The 17,325-nt window shown below is 71.2% G+C and carries 16 protein-coding genes; 10 read left to right on the forward strand and 6 right to left on the reverse strand.

Features of this window, described 5'->3' with window-relative positions:
- Both MWU75_RS05925 and MWU75_RS05930 read left to right on the forward strand, forming a co-directional pair.
- Window positions 1-451: HNH endonuclease signature motif containing protein (locus MWU75_RS05925; RefSeq protein WP_247088874.1), on the forward strand; the 451-nt coding region annotated here is incomplete at its 5' end.
- A gap of 151 nt (window positions 452-602) precedes the next feature.
- Window positions 603-1,778: an RtcB family protein gene (locus tag MWU75_RS05930; protein WP_247088875.1), complete on the forward strand. Its 1,176-nt coding sequence runs from the start codon at window positions 603-605 to the stop codon at window positions 1,776-1,778.
- Window positions 1,779-1,870: 92 nt separating this feature from the next.
- Here MWU75_RS05930 and MWU75_RS05935 read toward each other — a convergent pair whose 3' ends face one another.
- The gene (locus tag MWU75_RS05935; RefSeq protein ID WP_247088876.1) at window positions 1,871-3,658 is read right to left on the reverse strand and encodes a long-chain fatty acid--CoA ligase; all 1,788 of its coding nucleotides are present in this window, start codon (window positions 3,656-3,658) and stop codon (window positions 1,871-1,873) included.
- A 70-nt stretch (window positions 3,659-3,728) separates the two neighbouring features.
- Between MWU75_RS05935 and MWU75_RS05940 the strand changes: the two genes are divergently transcribed.
- The 5 genes from MWU75_RS05940 to MWU75_RS05960 all read left to right on the forward strand — a co-directional run bounded on the left by MWU75_RS05940 (window position 3,729) and on the right by MWU75_RS05960 (window position 7,538).
- Complete coding sequence (locus tag MWU75_RS05940; protein ID WP_247088877.1) at window positions 3,729-4,196, forward strand: SRPBCC family protein; 468 nt, start codon at window positions 3,729-3,731, stop codon at window positions 4,194-4,196.
- Window positions 4,189-4,698 (forward strand): hypothetical protein, encoded by a 510-nt coding sequence (locus tag MWU75_RS05945; protein ID WP_247088878.1) that lies wholly within the window; start codon window positions 4,189-4,191, stop codon window positions 4,696-4,698. Before MWU75_RS05940 ends, MWU75_RS05945 begins: the two co-directional genes overlap by 8 nt.
- Before the next feature lie 63 nt (window positions 4,699-4,761).
- The gene (locus MWU75_RS05950; RefSeq protein ID WP_247088879.1) at window positions 4,762-5,733 is read left to right on the forward strand and encodes an ROK family glucokinase; all 972 of its coding nucleotides are present in this window, start codon (window positions 4,762-4,764) and stop codon (window positions 5,731-5,733) included.
- Window positions 5,734-5,745: 12 nt separating this feature from the next.
- Window positions 5,746-6,825 carry an ROK family glucokinase gene (locus MWU75_RS05955; RefSeq protein WP_247088880.1) on the forward strand — a complete coding sequence of 360 codons (1,080 nt, stop codon included), beginning with the start codon at window positions 5,746-5,748 and terminating at the stop codon, window positions 6,823-6,825.
- The gene (locus tag MWU75_RS05960; RefSeq protein WP_247088881.1) at window positions 6,825-7,538 is read left to right on the forward strand and encodes an endonuclease/exonuclease/phosphatase family protein; all 714 of its coding nucleotides are present in this window, start codon (window positions 6,825-6,827) and stop codon (window positions 7,536-7,538) included. The genes MWU75_RS05955 and MWU75_RS05960 overlap by 1 nt, the downstream gene beginning before the upstream one ends.
- A 282-nt stretch (window positions 7,539-7,820) precedes the next feature.
- Here MWU75_RS05960 and MWU75_RS05965 read toward each other — a convergent pair whose 3' ends face one another.
- From MWU75_RS05965 to MWU75_RS05975, 3 genes are all read right to left on the reverse strand, one after another.
- Window positions 7,821-9,536, reverse strand: a complete 1,716-nt coding sequence (locus tag MWU75_RS05965; protein ID WP_247088882.1) for an NAD-dependent malic enzyme — start codon at window positions 9,534-9,536, stop codon at window positions 7,821-7,823.
- A 112-nt stretch (window positions 9,537-9,648) separates the two neighbouring features.
- On the reverse strand, window positions 9,649-10,500 hold the full coding sequence (locus MWU75_RS05970; protein ID WP_247088883.1) for a hypothetical protein: 852 nt from the start codon (window positions 10,498-10,500) through the stop codon (window positions 9,649-9,651).
- Window positions 10,490-11,257 (reverse strand): alpha/beta fold hydrolase, encoded by a 768-nt coding sequence (locus tag MWU75_RS05975; protein WP_247088884.1) that lies wholly within the window; start codon window positions 11,255-11,257, stop codon window positions 10,490-10,492. The genes MWU75_RS05970 and MWU75_RS05975 overlap by 11 nt, the downstream gene beginning before the upstream one ends.
- A 103-nt stretch (window positions 11,258-11,360) precedes the next feature.
- Between MWU75_RS05975 and MWU75_RS05980 the strand changes: the two genes are divergently transcribed.
- The 3 genes from MWU75_RS05980 (at window position 11,361) to MWU75_RS05990 (ending at window position 14,867) form a co-directional block, all read left to right on the forward strand.
- Window positions 11,361-12,377, forward strand: coding sequence for a lysophospholipid acyltransferase family protein (locus MWU75_RS05980; protein ID WP_247088885.1), 1,017 nt, complete (start codon window positions 11,361-11,363; stop codon window positions 12,375-12,377).
- A 91-nt stretch (window positions 12,378-12,468) separates the two neighbouring features.
- Window positions 12,469-13,773, forward strand: a complete 1,305-nt coding sequence (locus MWU75_RS05985; protein ID WP_247089270.1) for a 3-deoxy-7-phosphoheptulonate synthase class II — start codon at window positions 12,469-12,471, stop codon at window positions 13,771-13,773.
- Window positions 13,770-14,867: a GntG family PLP-dependent aldolase gene (locus MWU75_RS05990; RefSeq protein ID WP_247088886.1), complete on the forward strand. Its 1,098-nt coding sequence runs from the start codon at window positions 13,770-13,772 to the stop codon at window positions 14,865-14,867. Before MWU75_RS05985 ends, MWU75_RS05990 begins: the two co-directional genes overlap by 4 nt.
- A 39-nt stretch (window positions 14,868-14,906) precedes the next feature.
- On the opposite strand, the gene pknB is transcribed toward MWU75_RS05990, so the two are convergent.
- Window positions 14,907-16,838 (reverse strand): Stk1 family PASTA domain-containing Ser/Thr kinase, encoded by a 1,932-nt coding sequence (gene pknB, locus MWU75_RS05995; RefSeq protein WP_247088887.1) that lies wholly within the window; start codon window positions 16,836-16,838, stop codon window positions 14,907-14,909.
- 89 nt (window positions 16,839-16,927) lie between these two features.
- The gene (locus tag MWU75_RS06000) at window positions 16,928-17,227 is read right to left on the reverse strand and encodes a LysM domain-containing protein (RefSeq protein ID WP_247088888.1); all 300 of its coding nucleotides are present in this window, start codon (window positions 17,225-17,227) and stop codon (window positions 16,928-16,930) included.
- Between the last annotated feature and the right edge of the window lie 98 nt (window positions 17,228-17,325).

Here is a 17,325-nt window from a genome sequence, read left to right on the forward strand (position 1 = left end):
GTCCAACCCTGGCGCCCCGCCCTCCAGTGGTCGGGCCTCGGTGATGGTCACCGTCAAGGCCGACCCGCAGACCGGGAAACCGTGCGGTGCGGCGGTGCTGAACACCGGTCAGGTCCTGGATGCCGGGCAGGCCGGCAAGTTCGCCTGTCTGGGGGATGTGACCCCGATCGTCCTGGGTGAGTACGGGCAGCCGTTGGACCTGGGTCGGACGGTCCGGTTGGCGACCCCGGGACAGTTCAAGACGCTCGTGGTCCGGGACGGTTCGTGCACCTATCCTGGCTGCGATGTGGATCCGACGTGGTGCGATGTGCATCACCTCATCTGGTGGTGTCGTGGGGGCGGGACGGACATCGCTCTCCTGGTGCTGTTGTGTCCCCGGCATCACACGTTGGTGCACGACAAGGACCTGATGGCCACCGTGAGCGGGTCGGTCGTCACCTGGCACGTCTGACCACCCCGCCCCACAGCCCGACCCACCCGGCCGGGCCCACAGGCATGTCCAGGGACGTCGGTTGGGTGCGCCAGAGCGAGTCCCATTCTCGGACTAGCCTCGACGGACGCTCTTCATACGGAGAGCGTCCCCCAGGAGAGACGACAGGATCATGGAGCAGATCTCCCCGCGGCTGCTGAGCTGGGCCTCGATCATCGACCCGGTCACCCGCGAGCAGGCGGAACGGACGGCGCGCATGCCGTTCATCCACCCCCACCTCGCGCTGATGCCGGACGCCCACCTGGGCAAGGGCGCGACCGTGGGGTCGGTCATCCCCACCGACGGCGCGATCATGCCGGCCGCGGTCGGGGTCGACATCGGCTGCGGCATGGTCGCCGTCCGGACCCAGCTCCGCTCCGGCGAGCTGCCGGAGGACCGCGCGAGCGTCCGCAAGGCCATCGCGGGGGCGGTTCCGCTGTCCGCGGGCGGCGCCAACCAGCAGATCAGGCGCGAGCACACAATCGCCCGACTCGACCACCTGACCCGGCTGGCCGAGGAGATCGAGCTGGACCCCACGACATACTCCAAGGCCTGGCGCAACCAGCTCGGCTCGCTCGGCTCGGGCAACCACTTCCTGGAGGTGACGCTGGACGAGACGGGTGCCGTCTGGCTGTTCCTGCACTCGGGCAGTCGTGGCGTCGGCAACCGGATGGCGACCCACCACACGCAGGTGGCGCAGGACTACTGCCGGCGGCACTTCATCAGCCTGCCCGAAGGCGACCGCGACCTTGCCTACCTGGTGGAGGGCACGGCCGAGTTCGACGCCTACGTCCGGGAGATGCGGTGGGCGCAGACCTACGCGCTGCTCAACCGCGAGGAGATGATGGACCGGATGGTGGCCTGCCTGCAGGACTGGGTCGGTGTCGAGGTTGAGCGGCTCGAGGAGATCAACTGCCACCACAACTACACCGAGCCGGAGCGGCACTTTGGGCGCGAGGTCTGGCTGTCCCGCAAGGGCGCCATCTCCGCGCGTGAGGGCGAGGCCGGTCTCATCCCGGGGTCGATGGGCACCGCGTCGTATGTCGTGGAGGGACTCGGCAACCCGGTCGCCCTGCACTCCGCGCCCCACGGTGCTGGTCGGGTGTTCTCGCGGACGAAGGCGCGCAGAACGTTCACGCTCGAGCAGCTGGCTGAGGCGATGGAGGGCATCGAGTACGAGCACTCCGCCGCGTTCCTGGACGAGATCCCCGGTGCCTACAAGGACATCGACCAGGTGATGGCGGAGGCGGCGGAACTGGTGCGCGTGCGGCACACCCTGCGGCAGGTGGTGAACGTCAAGGGCACCTGAGCCGTGCCCCGGAGTGTGTCGCGCCCGCCGTGGTAGCCCCGCGGTGGTCGCCCCGCTATGTGTCGCTGGGCCGTATGTCCCCCCGTCCTGTGTCAGGCGTAGAGGGCTTCGATCTGCTCGGCGAGGTCCTTGGTGACCAGGTTGCGCTTGAGCTTCATCGACGGCGTCAGGTAGCCGTTCTCCTCGGTGAAGTCCTCCTCCAGCAGGTCGAACTTGCGGATCGACTCGGCCTTGCTGACCGATTCGTTCGCGGTGTCGACCGCCTTCTGGATCGCCGCCAGCAGCTCCTCGTTGGTGCGCAGCTCCTCGAAGGGCACGTCGGCCAGGTTGTGCCGCTCCAGCCACCCGGGCATCACCTCGGGGTCGAGGGTGATCAGCGCGGCCACGAACGGCCGGCCCTCGCCGACGACCAGCGCCTGCGAGATGAGCGGGGTGGCGCGCAGCTGGTCCTCCAGCGGGCCGGGGGAGACGTTCTTGCCGCCGGCGGTCACCAGGATCTCCTTGGCACGGCCCGTGATCCTGATGAAGCCCTCGTCGTCCAGCTCGCCGAGGTCACCGGTGTGGAACCAGCCCTCGTCGTCGATCGCGGCCGCGGTCGCCTCGGCGTTGTTGTGGTAGTCGCGGAAGACGTTGACGCCCCGCACGACCACCTCGCCGTTGTCGATCCGGACGCCCACACCGGGCAGCGGCCGTCCGACGGTGCCGATCTTGATCAGCTCGGGAGTGTTGACCGACACCGGGGCGGTGGTCTCGGTGAGGCCGTAGCCCTCCAGGATGGTCAGCCCGATGCCGCGGTAGAAGTGACCGAGGCGCTCGCCGAGGGCGGCCCCGCCGCTGACGGCATACTGCACCCGGCCGCCCATCGCCTCGCGCAGCTTCTTGTAGACCAGGGCGTCGAAGAGCTTGTGCTGGGCCTTGAGGAACAGACCGGGCCCGCCGTCGTCGAGGGCACGGCTGTAGCGGCCGGCGACGTCCGCGGCGCGGAGGAAGATGGCTCCCCTGCCGCCATCGATGGCCTTCTGCGCGGCACCGTTGTAGACCTTCTCGAAGACGCGGGGCACCGCCAGGATGAAGGTCGGCTGGAAGGCCGCGAGGTCGGGCAGGAGGTTCTTGACGTCGGGGGTGTGTCCCAGCTGCGCTCCGGCCTGCACCACCACGACCTGGATGAACCGGGCGAAGACGTGGGCGAGGGGCAGGAACAGCAGGGTGCGAGCGCCCGGCGACCGGACGACCTGCTCGAGGCGCTCGATCGCGTTCTCGCCCAGCCCCATGAAGTTGTCGTGGGTCAGCTGGGCGCCCTTGGGGCGGCCGGTCGTGCCGGAGGTGTAGATGATCGTCGCGAGCGAGGAGCGGTTGAGCTGCCCGCGGCGGGCGTCCAGGTCCTCCTCCGAGACGTCCTTGCCCGCGGTGGCCAGCTCGTCAAGACCGCCCCCGTCGATCTGCCAGACGTCGCGCAGGGCCGGGAGCTCCTCCCGGATCCCGGTGACCAGTTGCCGGTGGTCGGCCGACTCGACCACCACCGCGACGGCGCCGGAGTCCTGCAGGATCCAGGAGGCCTGCTGCGCGGAGGAGGTCTCGTAGATAGGGACCGGGACCGCGCCGGCGGTCCACAGCGCGAAGTCGGCCAGCGTCCACTCATAGCGGGTGCGGCTCATCACCGCGACGGCGTCACCGACGCCGATGCCGGCGGCCATGAACCCCTTGGCCAGGTCCCGCACCTCCCGGTTGAACTCTGCGGCGGTGACATCACGCCATACTGCCTCCACCTGCCGGGCCAGGAGCGGGCGGTGCGGCTCACGATCGGCCCAGTCGTGCGGGATGTCGGAGAGGTTGCCCTCCTCGCGGGAGGGGATCAACGGTGGGACCTCATACTCCTGCACTGGGTCTCCTCAGGCGATTGGATCGACGGTGGAGAGCCCACTGTATCGCCGGAGGTATAACCTGCCCTGCATGGCCGACCGCACCGAGTCCAGCATCCTGATCCCCGCGCCGCCGAGCGAGGTCATCGAGGTCATCTCGGACTTCGACAACTACCCGGCGTGGGCGGACTTCAAGTCGGTGCAGATCCTCTCCGAGAACGAGGGTGGTTGGGCGGACGAGGTCGAGTTCAGCCTGGAGGCCGGGGTCGTGCGCGACACCTACGTGCTGGCCTACGACTGGCAGATCACCGAGACCGGTGAGGGCCAGGTCTCCTGGGACCTGGTGCGGGCCGGGACGCTCAAGGCGATGACGGGCTCCTACGCCCTGACCGCGGTGGACATGGAGGGCGCGCCGGACGGGATCGGCACGGAGGTCGTCTACCAGCTGCAGGTGGACGTCAAGATCCCGATGCTCGGGGCCATGAAGCGCAAGGCCGAGAAGATGATCGTGGACACCGCGCTGTCCTCCCTGTCCGACCGGGTGCTGAGTCGTGGCTGAGCCGGCCGGTCCCGGGTCGGTCGAGCGCGAGGCCCGGCACCTGGTCGAGGCCGCTGCACGCTGGCTCTCCGCGGTCCCGGACACCGAGCAGGAGTATGCCGACGGGCCGGCTCAGGGCGCGCACGCTCAGGAGGCGTGGGCACAGGACGGGCGGGCTCAGGACGGGCGGGGCCAGGACGAAGACGGGCAGGCTCAGGAGGGGCAGGCTGCCGGGTCCGCGGAGGAGCACCTGTGCCGGGGCTGCCCCTGGTGCCGGGCCAAGGCCGCGCTGGGCGGGCCGGTCGGCGCGGACACGCTGGACTCGATCGCCCACCTGCTGGGGGCAGCAGCGGAGAGCCTGTCCCTGTTCGCCCAGTCCCGCCGCGACGCCGCCGCGGAGGCACAAGGGGCCACGGCTGACGAGGAGCGCTCCGCTGACCAGGAGCGCGCGGCAGGCGACGAGCGCATGACGGACCACGAGGGCACGACCGACGAAGGACCCGAGGAGGACGAGGATGCTTGAGGCAGTGATCTGGATCGATGAGGAGGACGACGAGGAGGCGGCCGAGGAGCGGAGGCGGACCACGTGACCGTGAACCTCGGCGTCGACGTCGGGGGCACCGGCATCAAGGGGGCTGCGGTCTCCGTCGACGGCGCCCTCGCCCACCGGAGCGAGCGGGCGACACCGGCCAGCGACATGGACGCGATCGCTGGGGCCATCTCCGACCTGGTCAGGGAGCTGGCCGACCGCTGCGATCGCGACGGGGAGACGGTCGGGGCGGTGGGGGTGGCCTGCGCAGGGTTCATCGACGCCAGCGGCTCCACCGTGCTCTTCGCCCCCAACCTGGCCTGGCGGGACGCCCCGCTGAAGGCCCGGCTGGAGGCCTCCGTCGGCCGCCCCATCTTCCTGGAGAACGACGCCAACGCCGCCGCCTGGGGTGAGTTCCGCTACGGCGGTGCCCGCGAGGCCGAGGACATGCTCATGCTCACCCTGGGGACCGGCGTCGGAGGGGGGATCGTCACCGACGGGGAGCTGCTGCGCGGCTCAGAAGGGATCGCCGCGGAGATCGGTCACCTGCGCGTCATGCCGGACGGCCACCGGTGCGGCTGCGGCAACCGGGGCTGCCTGGAGGCCTACGCCTCAGGCACCGCTCTGGTGCGTGAGGCCCGCGAGCTGGTCAGGGGCGGGAGCCCGCACGCCGGGATGCTGCGCGACCTGTGTGGCGGGGATCCTGACCGGCTGACCGGTGAGCTGGTGACCGAGGCGGCGCGGGCGGGCGACGCGGCCGCGACCGAGCTCTTCGCCGATCTCGGCCAGTGGCTCGGGGAGGGCATCGCCAGTCTGGTCGCGGTCCTGGATCCGGAGCTCATCGTCGTCGGCGGCGGCGTCAGCGAGGCCGGTGACCTGCTCCTGGAGCCGACCCGGGCGGCGTTCGCCCGGCAGCTGACGGGACGCGGGCACCGCCGCCAGGCCGACATCGTCGGTGCGCTCCTGGGCAACGATGCCGGGATGATCGGCGCGGCAGACCTGGCGGCGCGTCGCGCCGGCGTGGCCTGACGGCATACTCCCATGGCACTGACCCACGACCCCGCGGGCGGTGACACGCTCGCGATCGGCGTGGACGTCGGTGGCACCAAGGTCGTCGCGGGGCTGGTCGACGTCTCCGGCGCGGTGCTGACCCAGGTGCGTCGCGACACACCGGGACGCACCACCGAGGCGTCGGTCGTCGAGGAGGTGATCGTCGACGCCGTCAGCGAGACCCGAGCGGCCGCGGCGCGCGACCACCCTGGGCGGCTGGTGCTCGGCGTAGGGCTCGGGGCCGCTGGTTTCGTCTCAGCGGACCGGCGCACCGTCGTCTTCGCCCCACACCTGGCGTGGCGCGACGAGCCGATCCGCGACCGGCTCGCGCAGCGGCTCGGGCTGCCCGTCGTCCTGGACAACGACGCCAACGCGGCGGCCTGGGCCGAGTACCGCTTCGGGGCGGGCCGGGGAGAGCCGCGCCTCCTGCTGGTCACCCTGGGGACCGGGATCGGCGGCGCCCTCGTGCTGGACGGCCGGGTGGAACGGGGCCGCCACGGGCTGGCCGGGGAGTTCGGGCACATGCAGGTCGTGCCGGACGGCGAGCGGTGCGAGTGCGGCAACCGGGGGTGCTGGGAGCAGTACTCCTCCGGCCGAGCCATGCAGCGCGAGGCCCGCGAGATGCTTGAGCAGGACAGCCCGTATGCCGCGGGGCTGGCCGGGTACTGCGGCGGGGACCCGGCGAAGGTCGAGGGCCATCACGTGACGCAGGCGGCCCGCCACGGCGATGTCGCCGCGCTGGAGCTGATAGGCGACGTGGGCCGCTGGCTCGGCGTCGGGCTGGCCAATCTCGTGGCCGCGCTGGACCCGGGGCGCATCGTCGTGGGCGGCGGCGTCAGCGAGGCGGGCGACCTGTTGCTGGAGCCGGCCCGTGACATGTTTGCCCGGCGGCTCACCGGGCGCGGCCACCGGCCCCTCGCGCCCATCGTGGCTGCCGAGCTGGGGCCCGCCGCCGGGATGGTCGGGGCCGCCGACCTGCTCCGGACCGGCTCCGGGCCCGACAGTGTGTCCGCCGGCCCGGCTGACGGTGAGGGTGACGGCCTGGCCGACGGCGCACGGACGGGCCAGTGATGAGCGCTCGGATCCGGGTGGCCAGTTACAACCTGCGGGGCCTGAAGGACGACGCGACGGCCGCGGCGGAGGTCGTGCGCCGCCTCGACCCTGACGTGCTGCTGCTGCAGGAGGTGCCGCGGCATCCGTTCTCGAGGGGTCGGATCGCCCGCTTCGCCGGACGCTGTGGCCTGAGGTGGTCCGGCCGGACCCGGCGTCTCTCCGGCACGGGCATGATGACCAGCCCCCGGGTCGTCGCCAGCAGGTCCGTCGACCGCAAGCTTCCCGTGCCGCTGCGGGCCAACCCCCGCAGTTACACCACCGCTCGTGTCACGGTGCCCGGCGGGCGGGAGATCACGATGGTCTCGGTGCACCTGTCGTTGTTGGCCGACGAGCGGCTGGCACACGCGACGCGGATCCTGCATGAGCTGAGCGTCGAACCGGCCTCGGCCGACGGACCCTTCGTGCTGGGTGGTGACCTCAACGAGAGCTCCCAGGGCCGGGCGTGGCACGTGCTGGGCGAGCGGCTGCCCCAGGTGACACCGGAGCGCCCGACCTTCCCCGCGGCAGGGCCGAAGCACTGGATCGACGCCATCTTCGCCAGCGCGGAGCTCACGGTGCTGCCGCACCAGGAGGTCGTGCTGGAGCGGGAGCTGCTGACCGCAGCGACCGACCACCTGCCGGTCTGGTTCGACCTTGAGGTCTCCCATCCGACCGAGCACGCCGCGCGGTGAGACTCAGCCCCACCGAGCGCGGTGCGGTGGAAGTCCGTCCCACCGAGCGCCGCCGGGGTCGGGCGGGTGCATCTCCCTGTGGAGACGTGACATCGGTGTGTCTGGTGCACCAGCCCCTGGGTTGGTGTGTCCGGTGCACCACCCCCTGGTTGGTGTGTCCGGTGCGCCAGCCTTGGGTTGGTGCGTGGGCTGCTCCGATGTCACGTCTCCAGGGACCGCGGCGTCTCACCGGGGCTGGAGACCCCCCGCCCGGGCGTCGGGCGTCGGGCCTCGGGCGTCGGACTAGATGACCTCGATGTTGGGATAGCTCGGCTGCCACATGCGCTCGAAGACCTGGCCGACCGGGTCGGTGAGGGGGACCTGGGCGACGCCTTCCTCTGTCGCCTGCTTCGCGACCGCGATGGCGACGGTGGCCGAGACGAGCCGGAGGTCGCTCATGCCCGGGAGCAGCGAGGCTCCGGGGCGCCACCGGTTGACCATCCCGGCCAGGGCCTCGGCGGCAGAGGCAATCATCCCCTCGGTCACCCGCCGTGCCCGGCACGCGGCCACCCCGAGACCCAGCCCGGGGAAGATCAGCGCGTTGTTGGACTGGGCGATGACGTGCCGGACGCCGTCATGGTCGACGGGGTCGAACGGGCTGCCCGTGGCCACGAGCGCCCGACCGTCCGACCACTCGAGGACGTCGCTCGGCGTCGCCTCGGCGTGGCTGGTCGGGTTCGACAACGGGAAGATGATCGGCCGGGTGTTCAGGCGTGCCATCTCCTCGACCACCTCGCGGTTGAAGGCACCGGCCTTGGTCGAGGTGCCGATGAGGATCGTCGGCCTCGCGTTGCGGATGACGTCCATCAGCCCGATGTTGTTCGGGTCGGGGAGGTCCCAGTCCGCGACGTCGAGCCGCTTGCGTGCCCACGGCTTCTGAAAGTCGTGCAACCGGTGGTCGTCCTCGAGATAGAGCCCCTGGATCCCGATCGGCCAGAAGCGGGCGTAGGCCTCCTCCTCCGTCTCCGAGCGGCCGGTCCGCAGCATCTGGTCCCGCACGAGGCTGGCGATCCCCATGCCGGCGCTGCCTGCCCCGAAGACGACGATCCGGTGGTCGTCGAGATCGACGCCCGTCACGTCGACGGCCGCGAGCAGGGCCGCCAGCACGACGGCGGCGGTGCCCTGGATGTCGTCGTTGAACGTGCACACCTCGTCCTTGTAGCGCTCGAGGATGCGGAAGGCGTTGGAGGTGCCCACGTCCTCCCAGTGAATGAGCGCCTGGGGGAAGAGCTTGTTGACGGCCCGCACGAAGATGTCGATGAAGTCGTCGTAGCGCTGCCCACGGACCCGGCTGTGCCGCTCGCCGAGATAGAGGTCGTTAGAGAGCAGCCCGAGGTTGTCCGTGCCGACGTCCAGGACGACCGGGATGACCCGGCGCGGGTGGATGCCGGCGGCGGCCGTGTAGACCGACAGCTTGCCGATCGCGATCTGGATGCCGCCGATGCCCTGGTCGCCGATGCCGAGGATGCCCTCGGAGTCGGTGACACAGATGAGGTCGACATCCTCGGCGTTCAGACCGTAGTTGCTCAGCGCCTTCTCGACCTTCTCGGGGTGGTCGATGGACAGGAAGACCCCACGGGGACGGTTGTAGGTGCTGCTGAACCGCTCGATGGCCTCACCGATCGTCGGCGTGTAGATGATCGGCAGCATCTCCTCCAGGTGGTTGGAGAGCAGGTGGTAGAAGAGGACCTCGTTGCGGTCCCGCAACGCGTTCAGGGTGAGGAACTTGCCGAGCATCGACTTGTTGGAACGGTACTGCTCGAAGACGCGTCGGGTCTGGTTCTCCAGCGTGGTGAATCCGGTGGGCATGAGGCCGTCGATCTCCAGCGACTCACGCTGCTCCGCGGTGAAGGCCGTGCCCCGGTTGGTCATCGGGTTGGAGAGCACCGCCCGCCCACGGGTGCGGATGCGCAGCGGCGCGTTGCCGATGGTCGTGTCCTGGTCATATTCACGGCCCATGTGCGCCACTGTATTGCTGGCGGCACGGGGCCGCGAGGGGTCGACGAGCCAGAACACAGCATGGGGTGGCTCGCACCGGGCACCGGTGGGCTCGCACCGGGCACCGGTGGCCTCAGACCTGGGCGCCGCCGGTGAAGTCGGTGTCGTCACGGTTCTTGGGCAGCCGCAGGACCAGGAGCACCACCCCGGCCACCGAGACCAGGATGCCGACCGGGGTCCACCACGGGGCACGGAGCAGGGTGAAGACGTTGCTGAGGATCAGGATCAGCGGCCCACCCAGGAGGCCGGCCACGATCGCCCACAGGTGAAGGTCACCGGCCGGCAGCGACGGTGTCGGCGGAATGAAGTGCTCCTCCTCGTCAGGGCCGGCCCACCCGCGCCAGGCGTCCGAGGGCGTCTCGGGATAGTTGCCCGGCGCGTCCGGATAGTCGGAGTCCTGCGCACTGCCGAACTGCTGGCGGTGGCGACCCCCGGAGCCACTCGCCCGGTGCGACGGCGTGGCGGACGGCGACTGCCCCGGGGGATGCGGCGCGGCGGATGGCGGCTGTGCCGAGCGATCCGGCGTCGCGGACGACGGGGGACCGGGGTGCGCGGTGTGCTGCGGGCCCCGGGGGCCGGTGACCGGGGGGTTGGTGCCCGGAGGTGGCGCGCCCGCGCCCGGGGCGCCCAGGGAGCCGGTGACCGGGGGGTTGGTCCCCGGCGGACTGGTGCCCCTGGGGTCGGTGCTCTGAGGCGTCCTTCGGCGCGGCGGCCACGGGTTCGGGGTGTCAAAGCCCTCGAGCGGACGGTTGGAGCTTGGGCCCTCGTCACGCCGTCGGGACTGGGCGCGGCGGATCGCCTCGCGTCGACGCTGCTGCGAGGCCGCCTGCTCGGCTCGCAGGCCGGCGACGATCTCCTCGAAGCGGGCGTCGACGTCGTCCGCGTCGTCGGGGCGGTCCTCGTGCCCCGATCCCTCAGTGGCCATGCTCCATCCTGCCCACGAAGTCTCGCGTGAGCGCAATCAGTTCCTCCGCGTCGTGGTCCAACGGGGCGACGTGGCCGGACTCCTCGAGCCAGTGGACGGTGACGTCGGTGCTGCCGACAGCACCGAGGAAGGTCTCCGCCGACACGGGCGGCACGACCCTGTCATGGCGGGACCGGAACAGGAGCACCGGCTGGTGGACGTCGGGCAGCTGGCGGACCAACCGTGGCCACTGCTCGATGAACGAGTCAAAGGCCCGCAGGGGAATCCATCGGTAGGCGAGCTCACGGGGCGGCCCCGGGCGCCGGATGTCGTCGGCGATCCCCTGAGCTACCGGAACCAGGTGCTTGACCTTCGGGATCACCTTCAGACGCCAGTCGGCCGCTGCGAACGCCGGGTTGACGAGCACCAGACCGTCAATCAGATCGGGACGACGGGCCGCGACGTCGGTGACCAGGGCACCACCCATGCTGACCCCGAAGGCGACCACCGTCTCGTGGTCGGCACGCAACGCCTCGAGGCTGGCGACCACAGCACCCAGCCAATCGGCATACCGGGTGCGAGCCATGTCCTGCCAGCGCGTGCCGTGCCCGGGGAGCCGTGGCGCCGACACGGCGTAGCCATCAGCGGTGAGTTGCTCGGCGACCGGGCGAACCATCTGCGGGGTGGACGTGATGCCGTGCATCAGCAGCACGGCAGTCTGCGCGCGTTCGCCGACACCGGGGGACTCAAAGGGCTCTGCTCCTGCGATGATCTGCATAAGACGATCTTGTCATGACAGACTGCCTCAGCGGTGAGCCGAGTCCCCGGGCGGCGACCCCTGTGCTGCCCTAGCATGTCCGGGACGGGATGAGGAGGTCCTGGTGCTGTACTGGTTGTTGAAGAACGTGCTGGTCGGACCCATCATCCGCGCGCTCTTCAAGCCCTGGGTGGAGGGCAGTGAGCACGTCCCGGAGGAGGGCGCGGCGATCTTCGCCAGCAACCACCTCAGTTTCTCCGACTCGATCTTCCTGCCCCTGGTGGTGGACCGTCGGATGACCTTCCCCGCCAAGATGGAGTACTTCACCGGCACCGGGATCAAGGGCTGGCTCACCAAGACCTTCTTCAAGGGCATGGGGCAGATCCCGATCGACCGCTCCGGCGGCGAGGCCAGTATGGCGGCGCTCAACTCCGGCCTGAAGGTCCTGCGGCGCGGGGAGCTGTTCGGGATCTACCCCGAGGGCACCCGCAGCCCCGACGGCAAGCTCTACAAGGGCAAGACCGGGGTGGCACGGATGGCGCTGGAGGCCAAGGTCCCGGTCATCCCGGTGGCGATGATCAACACCGAGAAGGCCCAGCCCACCGGTCAGGTGATCCCGAACATCGAGCGCGGCCAGGTCGGCGTTCGCTTCGGGAGGCCGCTGGACTTCTCCCGCTACGAGGGCATGGAGGACGACCGTACGGTCCTGCGCTCCATCACCGACGAGATCATGTACGAGCTGATGCAGCTCTCCGGCCAGGAGTATGTCGATGTGTACGCCGCGTCGGTCAAGGAGCGGATCGCAGCACGCGCCAAGGCGGCCGTGGAGGGGGCCAGGGTCGCCGTGGACAAGGCGGTCGACCAGACCAAGGTGACCGCCGAGCAGGTGCGCCAGCAGGTCGAGGAGCGGGTCGAGACCGCGCGGACCCAGATCGAGCAGGTGGGGGAGCAGATCAAGGCCCGGCAGACCAAGGCGGAGCCCACCGGGGCTGACGAGGACCCTGACGACGTGGCCGGTGAGGCGACGGAGGCGGACAAGGTCGCGGACGACGCGGCCGGTGCGGCGACGGACCCGGGCGAGGACGCGGACGCGAACGTCGCCGAGGCTGACGCCGAGGAGACCGCTGACCAGCACCGGTGACGCCTCCGGCCGCGAGGGCTCCTACGATGTCACGGTGACCACGGACGTGACCGGACCGCCCCCGATCGGGCACCACTTCGACTGGCCGGACCTGCCCGCGCGGCAGCAGCCCACGTGGGCCGACCGGGAGGCGCTGGAGCGTGCCGTCGCGACCCTGAAGGGTTTTCCGCCCCTGGTCTTCGCCGGCGAGTGCGACCTGCTCCGCGACAAGCTCGGTGCCGTGGCGCGCGGCGAGGCCTTCCTGCTCCAGGGCGGCGACTGCGCCGAGACGCTGGACGGCGTCACCGGCCCCAACATCCGGGAGCGGATCAAGACGATCCTGCAGATGGCGGTCGTGCTCACCTACGGCGCGGGCATGCCGGTGGTCAAGGTCGGCCGTCTGGCGGGTCAGTTCGCCAAGCCGCGGTCCTCGGACACCGAGACCCGGGACGGGGTGACCCTCCCGGCCTACCGCGGCGACATGGTCAACGGCTTCGAGTTCACCGCCGAGGCACGCGCCCACGACCCCTCGCGGATGGTCAGCGTCTACCACGCCAGCTCCTCCACGCTGAACCTCGTGCGGGCCTTCACCTCCGGTGGCTACGCCGACCTGCGCAGCGTCCACACCTGGAACAAGGGCTTCGTCTCCGGGCCGGCGCAGAAGCGCTATGAGAAGATGGCGACCCAGATCGACCGGGCCGTCCGGTTCCTGGAGGCCTCCGGTGTCGCCGACGCCGAGGAGCTGCGCCGGGTTGAGTTCTACTCCAGCCACGAGTCGCTGGTCCTGGACTACGAGCGGGCCATGGTCCGGCGCGACTCGCGCACCGGCCTGCCCTACAACACCTCCGGGCACTTCATCTGGGTCGGGGAGCGCACCCGTGACCTGGACGGTGCCCACGTCGACTTCCTGTCCCGGGTGCACAACCCGGTCGGGGTCAAGCTCGGCCCCACCGCGACCCGCGACGACGTCCTCGGGCTGCTGGACAAGCTCGACCCGGAGCGCGTGCCGGGACGGCTCACCTTCATCACCCGGATGGGTGCGGACAAGATCCGGGACCTGCTGCCCCCGCTGCTGGAGAGCGTCGGCGAGGAGGCGCACCGGGTCGCCTGGGTGTGCGACCCGATGCACGGCAACACCTTCGCCTCGCCCAGTGGGCACAAGACCCGGCGCTTCGACGACGTCATCGACGAGGTCGCCGGGTTCTTCGAGGCCCACCGGGCGGCCGGCACCTGGCCGGGCGGCATCCACGTGGAGCTGACCGGCAACGATGTCACCGAGTGCGTCGGTGGCTCCGGGTCCCTGGACGTCCAGGACCTCGGGCTGCGCTACGAGACGGTCTGCGACCCGCGGCTGAACCACCAGCAGAGCCTGGACATGGCCTTCCAGGTCGCCGCGATGCTCGAGGCGGGCCGGTGAGCGCCGCCACCTCTGGCACGGCCACCGTCGCGCCCGGCACCACTACCGCGGACCTGCGCTCGGACACGCTGACCCGTCCCAGCGAGGCGATGCGCCACGCGATGGCCCACGCCCCGGTCGGCGACGACGTCTATGCCGAGGACCCAACAGTCCTGGCCCTGCAGCGAGAGGTGGCCGAGCTCCTGGGGCACGAGGACGCGCTGTTCACGCCGACCGGCTCGATGGCCAACCAGCTCGGCGTCCGACTCCACGTGGCGCCCGGCGCCGAGCTCATCGCCGACGACCTGGCGCACGTGCTGCGGGCCGAGCTGGGAGCGGCAGCCGTGCTCAGCGGCATCTCCGCCCGCAGCTGGCACGCCACCAACGGGCTGCTCGACGTCGACGCCGCCATGGCGCTCGCGGTCACCGACGGCGGCGCCTACCAGGTGGGCACCACCTGCGTCGTGGTCGAGAACACCCACAACTTCGGCGGCGGCACCGTCCAGCCGCTGGAGACGATGCAGGAGCTGCACCGGCGCGCCCACGAGCGCGGGATGGCGGTGCACCTGGACGGTGCCCGGCTCTGGAACGCGCACGTCGCCACCGGGATCCCGCTGGCGGAGTATGCCGCGTGCGCCGACACCGTGTCCGTCTGCCTGAGCAAGGGGCTGGGTGCCCCGGTCGGGTCGCTGCTCGTCGGCTCGGCCGAGCACATGGAGCAGGCCCGGGTCTGGCGCAAGCGGTTCGGCGGCGGGATGCGGCAGGTCGGCATCCTGGCCGAGGGTGGGCGCTACGCCCTGGCCCATCAGCTGGAGCGCCTGGCCGACGACCACGCCCGCTGCCGGCGGGTCGCCGAGGCGGTCGCCGCGTCCCGGCCGGGGGTCGTGGACCCGGCCGCGGTGCACACCAACATCCTGGTCCTGCAGGTGGCGGCGGCCGGCTGGACCGGTGCCGACTTCATCGCGGCGGCGGGGGAGCGCGGCGTGCTGGGCTACGCGACCGGGCCAGGCAGCGTCCGATTCGTGTGGCACCTGGACGTCGACGACGCCCAGACCGACCACGCCGCCGGCGTCCTCACCGAGCTGCTGTCGGCGGGGGAGCCCCAGCGCGCCTGACCGCTCGTCCACGGCACCGGGCACCTGACCCGGCCACGGTCAGAGGACAGTGAGGATGATCTCGGTGCCCTTGGGCACCATCTCGCCGGGGTCGACGCTCTGGAAGCGCACCGTCGAGAAGTAGCCGCCGGCCAGGTCCTCTCGACCGACCTCGAAGCCCGCCTCCTTGAGCTGCTCCTCAGCCTCGCTCCACTGCTTCCCGATGACCCGCGGCACCTCGATGAGCTCAGGCCCCTTCGAGATCGTCAGGGTCACCTGGTCACCGCGGAATCCGGTGCCGGACTCCGGCGACTGGGACACGACGTGCCCCTCCTCCACGGAGTCGCTGAACACCCGGTCGGGGGCGATGCTGACCGAGAAGCCCGCCTCGCTGAGGGCCTCCTCGGCGTCGTCCTGTGGCTGCCCGGTGACGTCCAGGACCTCGATCGGCTCCCGGCCCTGGCTGACGGTCAGCGTGACCTCGGCGTCCGGCTTGAGCTCGGTGCCCTCCTCGGGCTCGACCGAGATGACCTGTCCCTCGGGGATCGTCTCGTCATAGACCATGACCGGCTCGGTGAGGGTGAGGTTGGCGTCCTCGATCATGGGTGTCGCCTGCTCGAGCGTGCGCCCGATGACTGGCGGCACGGCATACCGCTCCGGCCCCTGGGAGACGGTGAGGGTGACGTCGGTGCCGTGCCGCAGCGAGACCCCCGGCTCGTGGGAGGCCTCGATGACCACGCCGGAGGCGATCGTCTCCGAGTAGGCCAGTTCGACCACCGTGTCCAGGTCCTGGGCGTCCAGGGCCGTGCGAGCGTCGGCCTCGGTGAGCCCGACCAGGGTGGGCACGGGGGAGTGGATCCCTGGCCCCTCGGTGAAGTACCAGGCAGCGCCCGCCCCCGTGGCCGCGATGAGGACCAGCAGTATGCCGAGCACCCACCCGAGTGCCTTCACCCGCCTCCGCGGACGGCGGGGAGCGCGCGGGGGCCTGGCCGGCCGGTTGCCGCGGGTGCGGGCGTAGTGGCCCGGATCCGTGCGCGGCACGGCCACGGTATCGGTGGCGCGGAGCGGACGGGTGTGGTCGAACGCCTGCGTCAGGTCGGGGTCGTCGGCGACCCGGCGCCCCGGCAGAGCGTCCAGCTCTCCGTCGGAGAGCTGGCGCACGGAGTGGCGCAGCTGGGTGAGGGCGGCGGCGCCGTCGGTCGGGCGGCGCTCCGGGTCGTTGGCCGAGGCCCACTGGATGAACGCGTCGATCTCGGCCGGGACTGTTGCCACGGTGCTGGCGGCGCGGGGCACCTGGCCGTGCACGTGGGCGTGGGCGACCTGCATCGCGTTGTCGCCCGGGTAGGCCTTTACACCGGTGAGCAGCTCGTAGAACAGCAGCCCCGCGGAGTAGACGTCGCTGCGCTCGTCGGTGCGACCGCGCTCGACCTGCTCGGGCGCGAGGTAGGCGGCGGTGCCCCACACCAGCTCGCTGCTGTGGCTGGAGGTGGCCGCGCTGACCGCCCGGGCCAGCCCGAAGTCGGCCACCTTGACGGTGCCGTCCTCGCGGATCAGGACGTTCTCCGGCTTGACGTCGCGGTGCGCGAGCCCGGCCTCGTGCGCCGCGGCCAGCGCCTGCAGCACCGGGTCGATGTAGGCCACGGCCTCACGCACGCTGTGCGCCCCGTGCTCGGTGATCACCTCGCGCAGGGTGCGCCCCTCGACCAGCTCCATCGCCAGGAAGACCAGGTCGCCGTCCTCGCCCTGGTCGAAGACCGAGACCACGTGGGGATGCGACAGCCGTGCGGCCGTCCGCGCCTCCTGCCGGAAGCGGGTGACGAAGGCCTCGTCCCGGGCCAGGTTGGCGTGCATGATCTTCAGCGCGACCCGTCGGTCCAGCCGCAGGTCGGTGGCGGAGTAGACCGCTGCCATCCCGCCCTGGGCGAGGAGGGACTCCACGCGGTATCGACCGTCCAGGACACGGTCGATCACGGCAGAGGTCGCGGTGCTCACCCTGCCAGGATACGGAGACTGGGCGTGAAAACCGTGCAGGCGCCGTGCTGCGGGGGTCGCCTCGGGGGAGGCGCGGGCCGTGCCCTGCGTCAGATCGTGGGCAGTATGACGTGCTGCCCGACCTGCAGGCCCCGTGCCCGGACGCCGGGGTTGAGGCTGAGCAGGGCGGTCACCGGGACCCCGTGCGCGGCAGCGATGCCGGAGAGGGTGTCCCCGGCGCGGACCGTGACGGTGCGGGCGGCGACCGGGGCGCCGTGCTCACGCCCACCCGACCGGGGCGCCGCGACCTGGGCGAACCGTGGCCGGGTGGTGGGCAGGAGACGGGCAGCGAGCGTCATGCCGGAGGCCTGGATGTGCAGGGACGGGGGCCGCTCTGCCACAGTGCTCATGGTGTGCTCCTGGGACCGGTGGTGCTCGCGTGTTCGGTGTGACCACTGTGAAGGTACCGGAGAATGTGGACCCGCGCCAGAGTGAAGGTGTGTCGCTG

Source organism: Ornithinimicrobium sp. F0845 (assembly GCF_023015765.1).
Classification (GTDB): Bacteria; Actinomycetota; Actinomycetes; order Actinomycetales; family Dermatophilaceae; genus Ornithinicoccus.

Bases quoted from the DNA above. Each gene is read 5' to 3' on its own strand.
- MWU75_RS05970 (WP_247088883.1), bottom strand. From the start codon at position 10,500: ATGGCCACTGAGGGATCGGGGCACGAGGACCGCCCCGACGACGCGGAC.
- MWU75_RS05930 (WP_247088875.1), top strand. From the start codon at position 603: ATGGAGCAGATCTCCCCGCGGCTGCTGAGCTGGGCCTCGATCATCGAC.
- MWU75_RS06000 (WP_247088888.1), bottom strand. From the start codon at position 17,227: ATGAGCACTGTGGCAGAGCGGCCCCCGTCCCTGCACATCCAGGCCTCC.
- MWU75_RS05975 (WP_247088884.1), bottom strand. From the start codon at position 11,257: ATGCAGATCATCGCAGGAGCAGAGCCCTTTGAGTCCCCCGGTGTCGGC.
- MWU75_RS05955 (WP_247088880.1), top strand. From the start codon at position 5,746: ATGGCACTGACCCACGACCCCGCGGGCGGTGACACGCTCGCGATCGGC.
- MWU75_RS05960 (WP_247088881.1), top strand. From the start codon at position 6,825: ATGAGCGCTCGGATCCGGGTGGCCAGTTACAACCTGCGGGGCCTGAAG.
- MWU75_RS05965 (WP_247088882.1), bottom strand. From the start codon at position 9,536: ATGGGCCGTGAATATGACCAGGACACGACCATCGGCAACGCGCCGCTG.
- MWU75_RS05940 (WP_247088877.1), top strand. From the start codon at position 3,729: ATGGCCGACCGCACCGAGTCCAGCATCCTGATCCCCGCGCCGCCGAGC.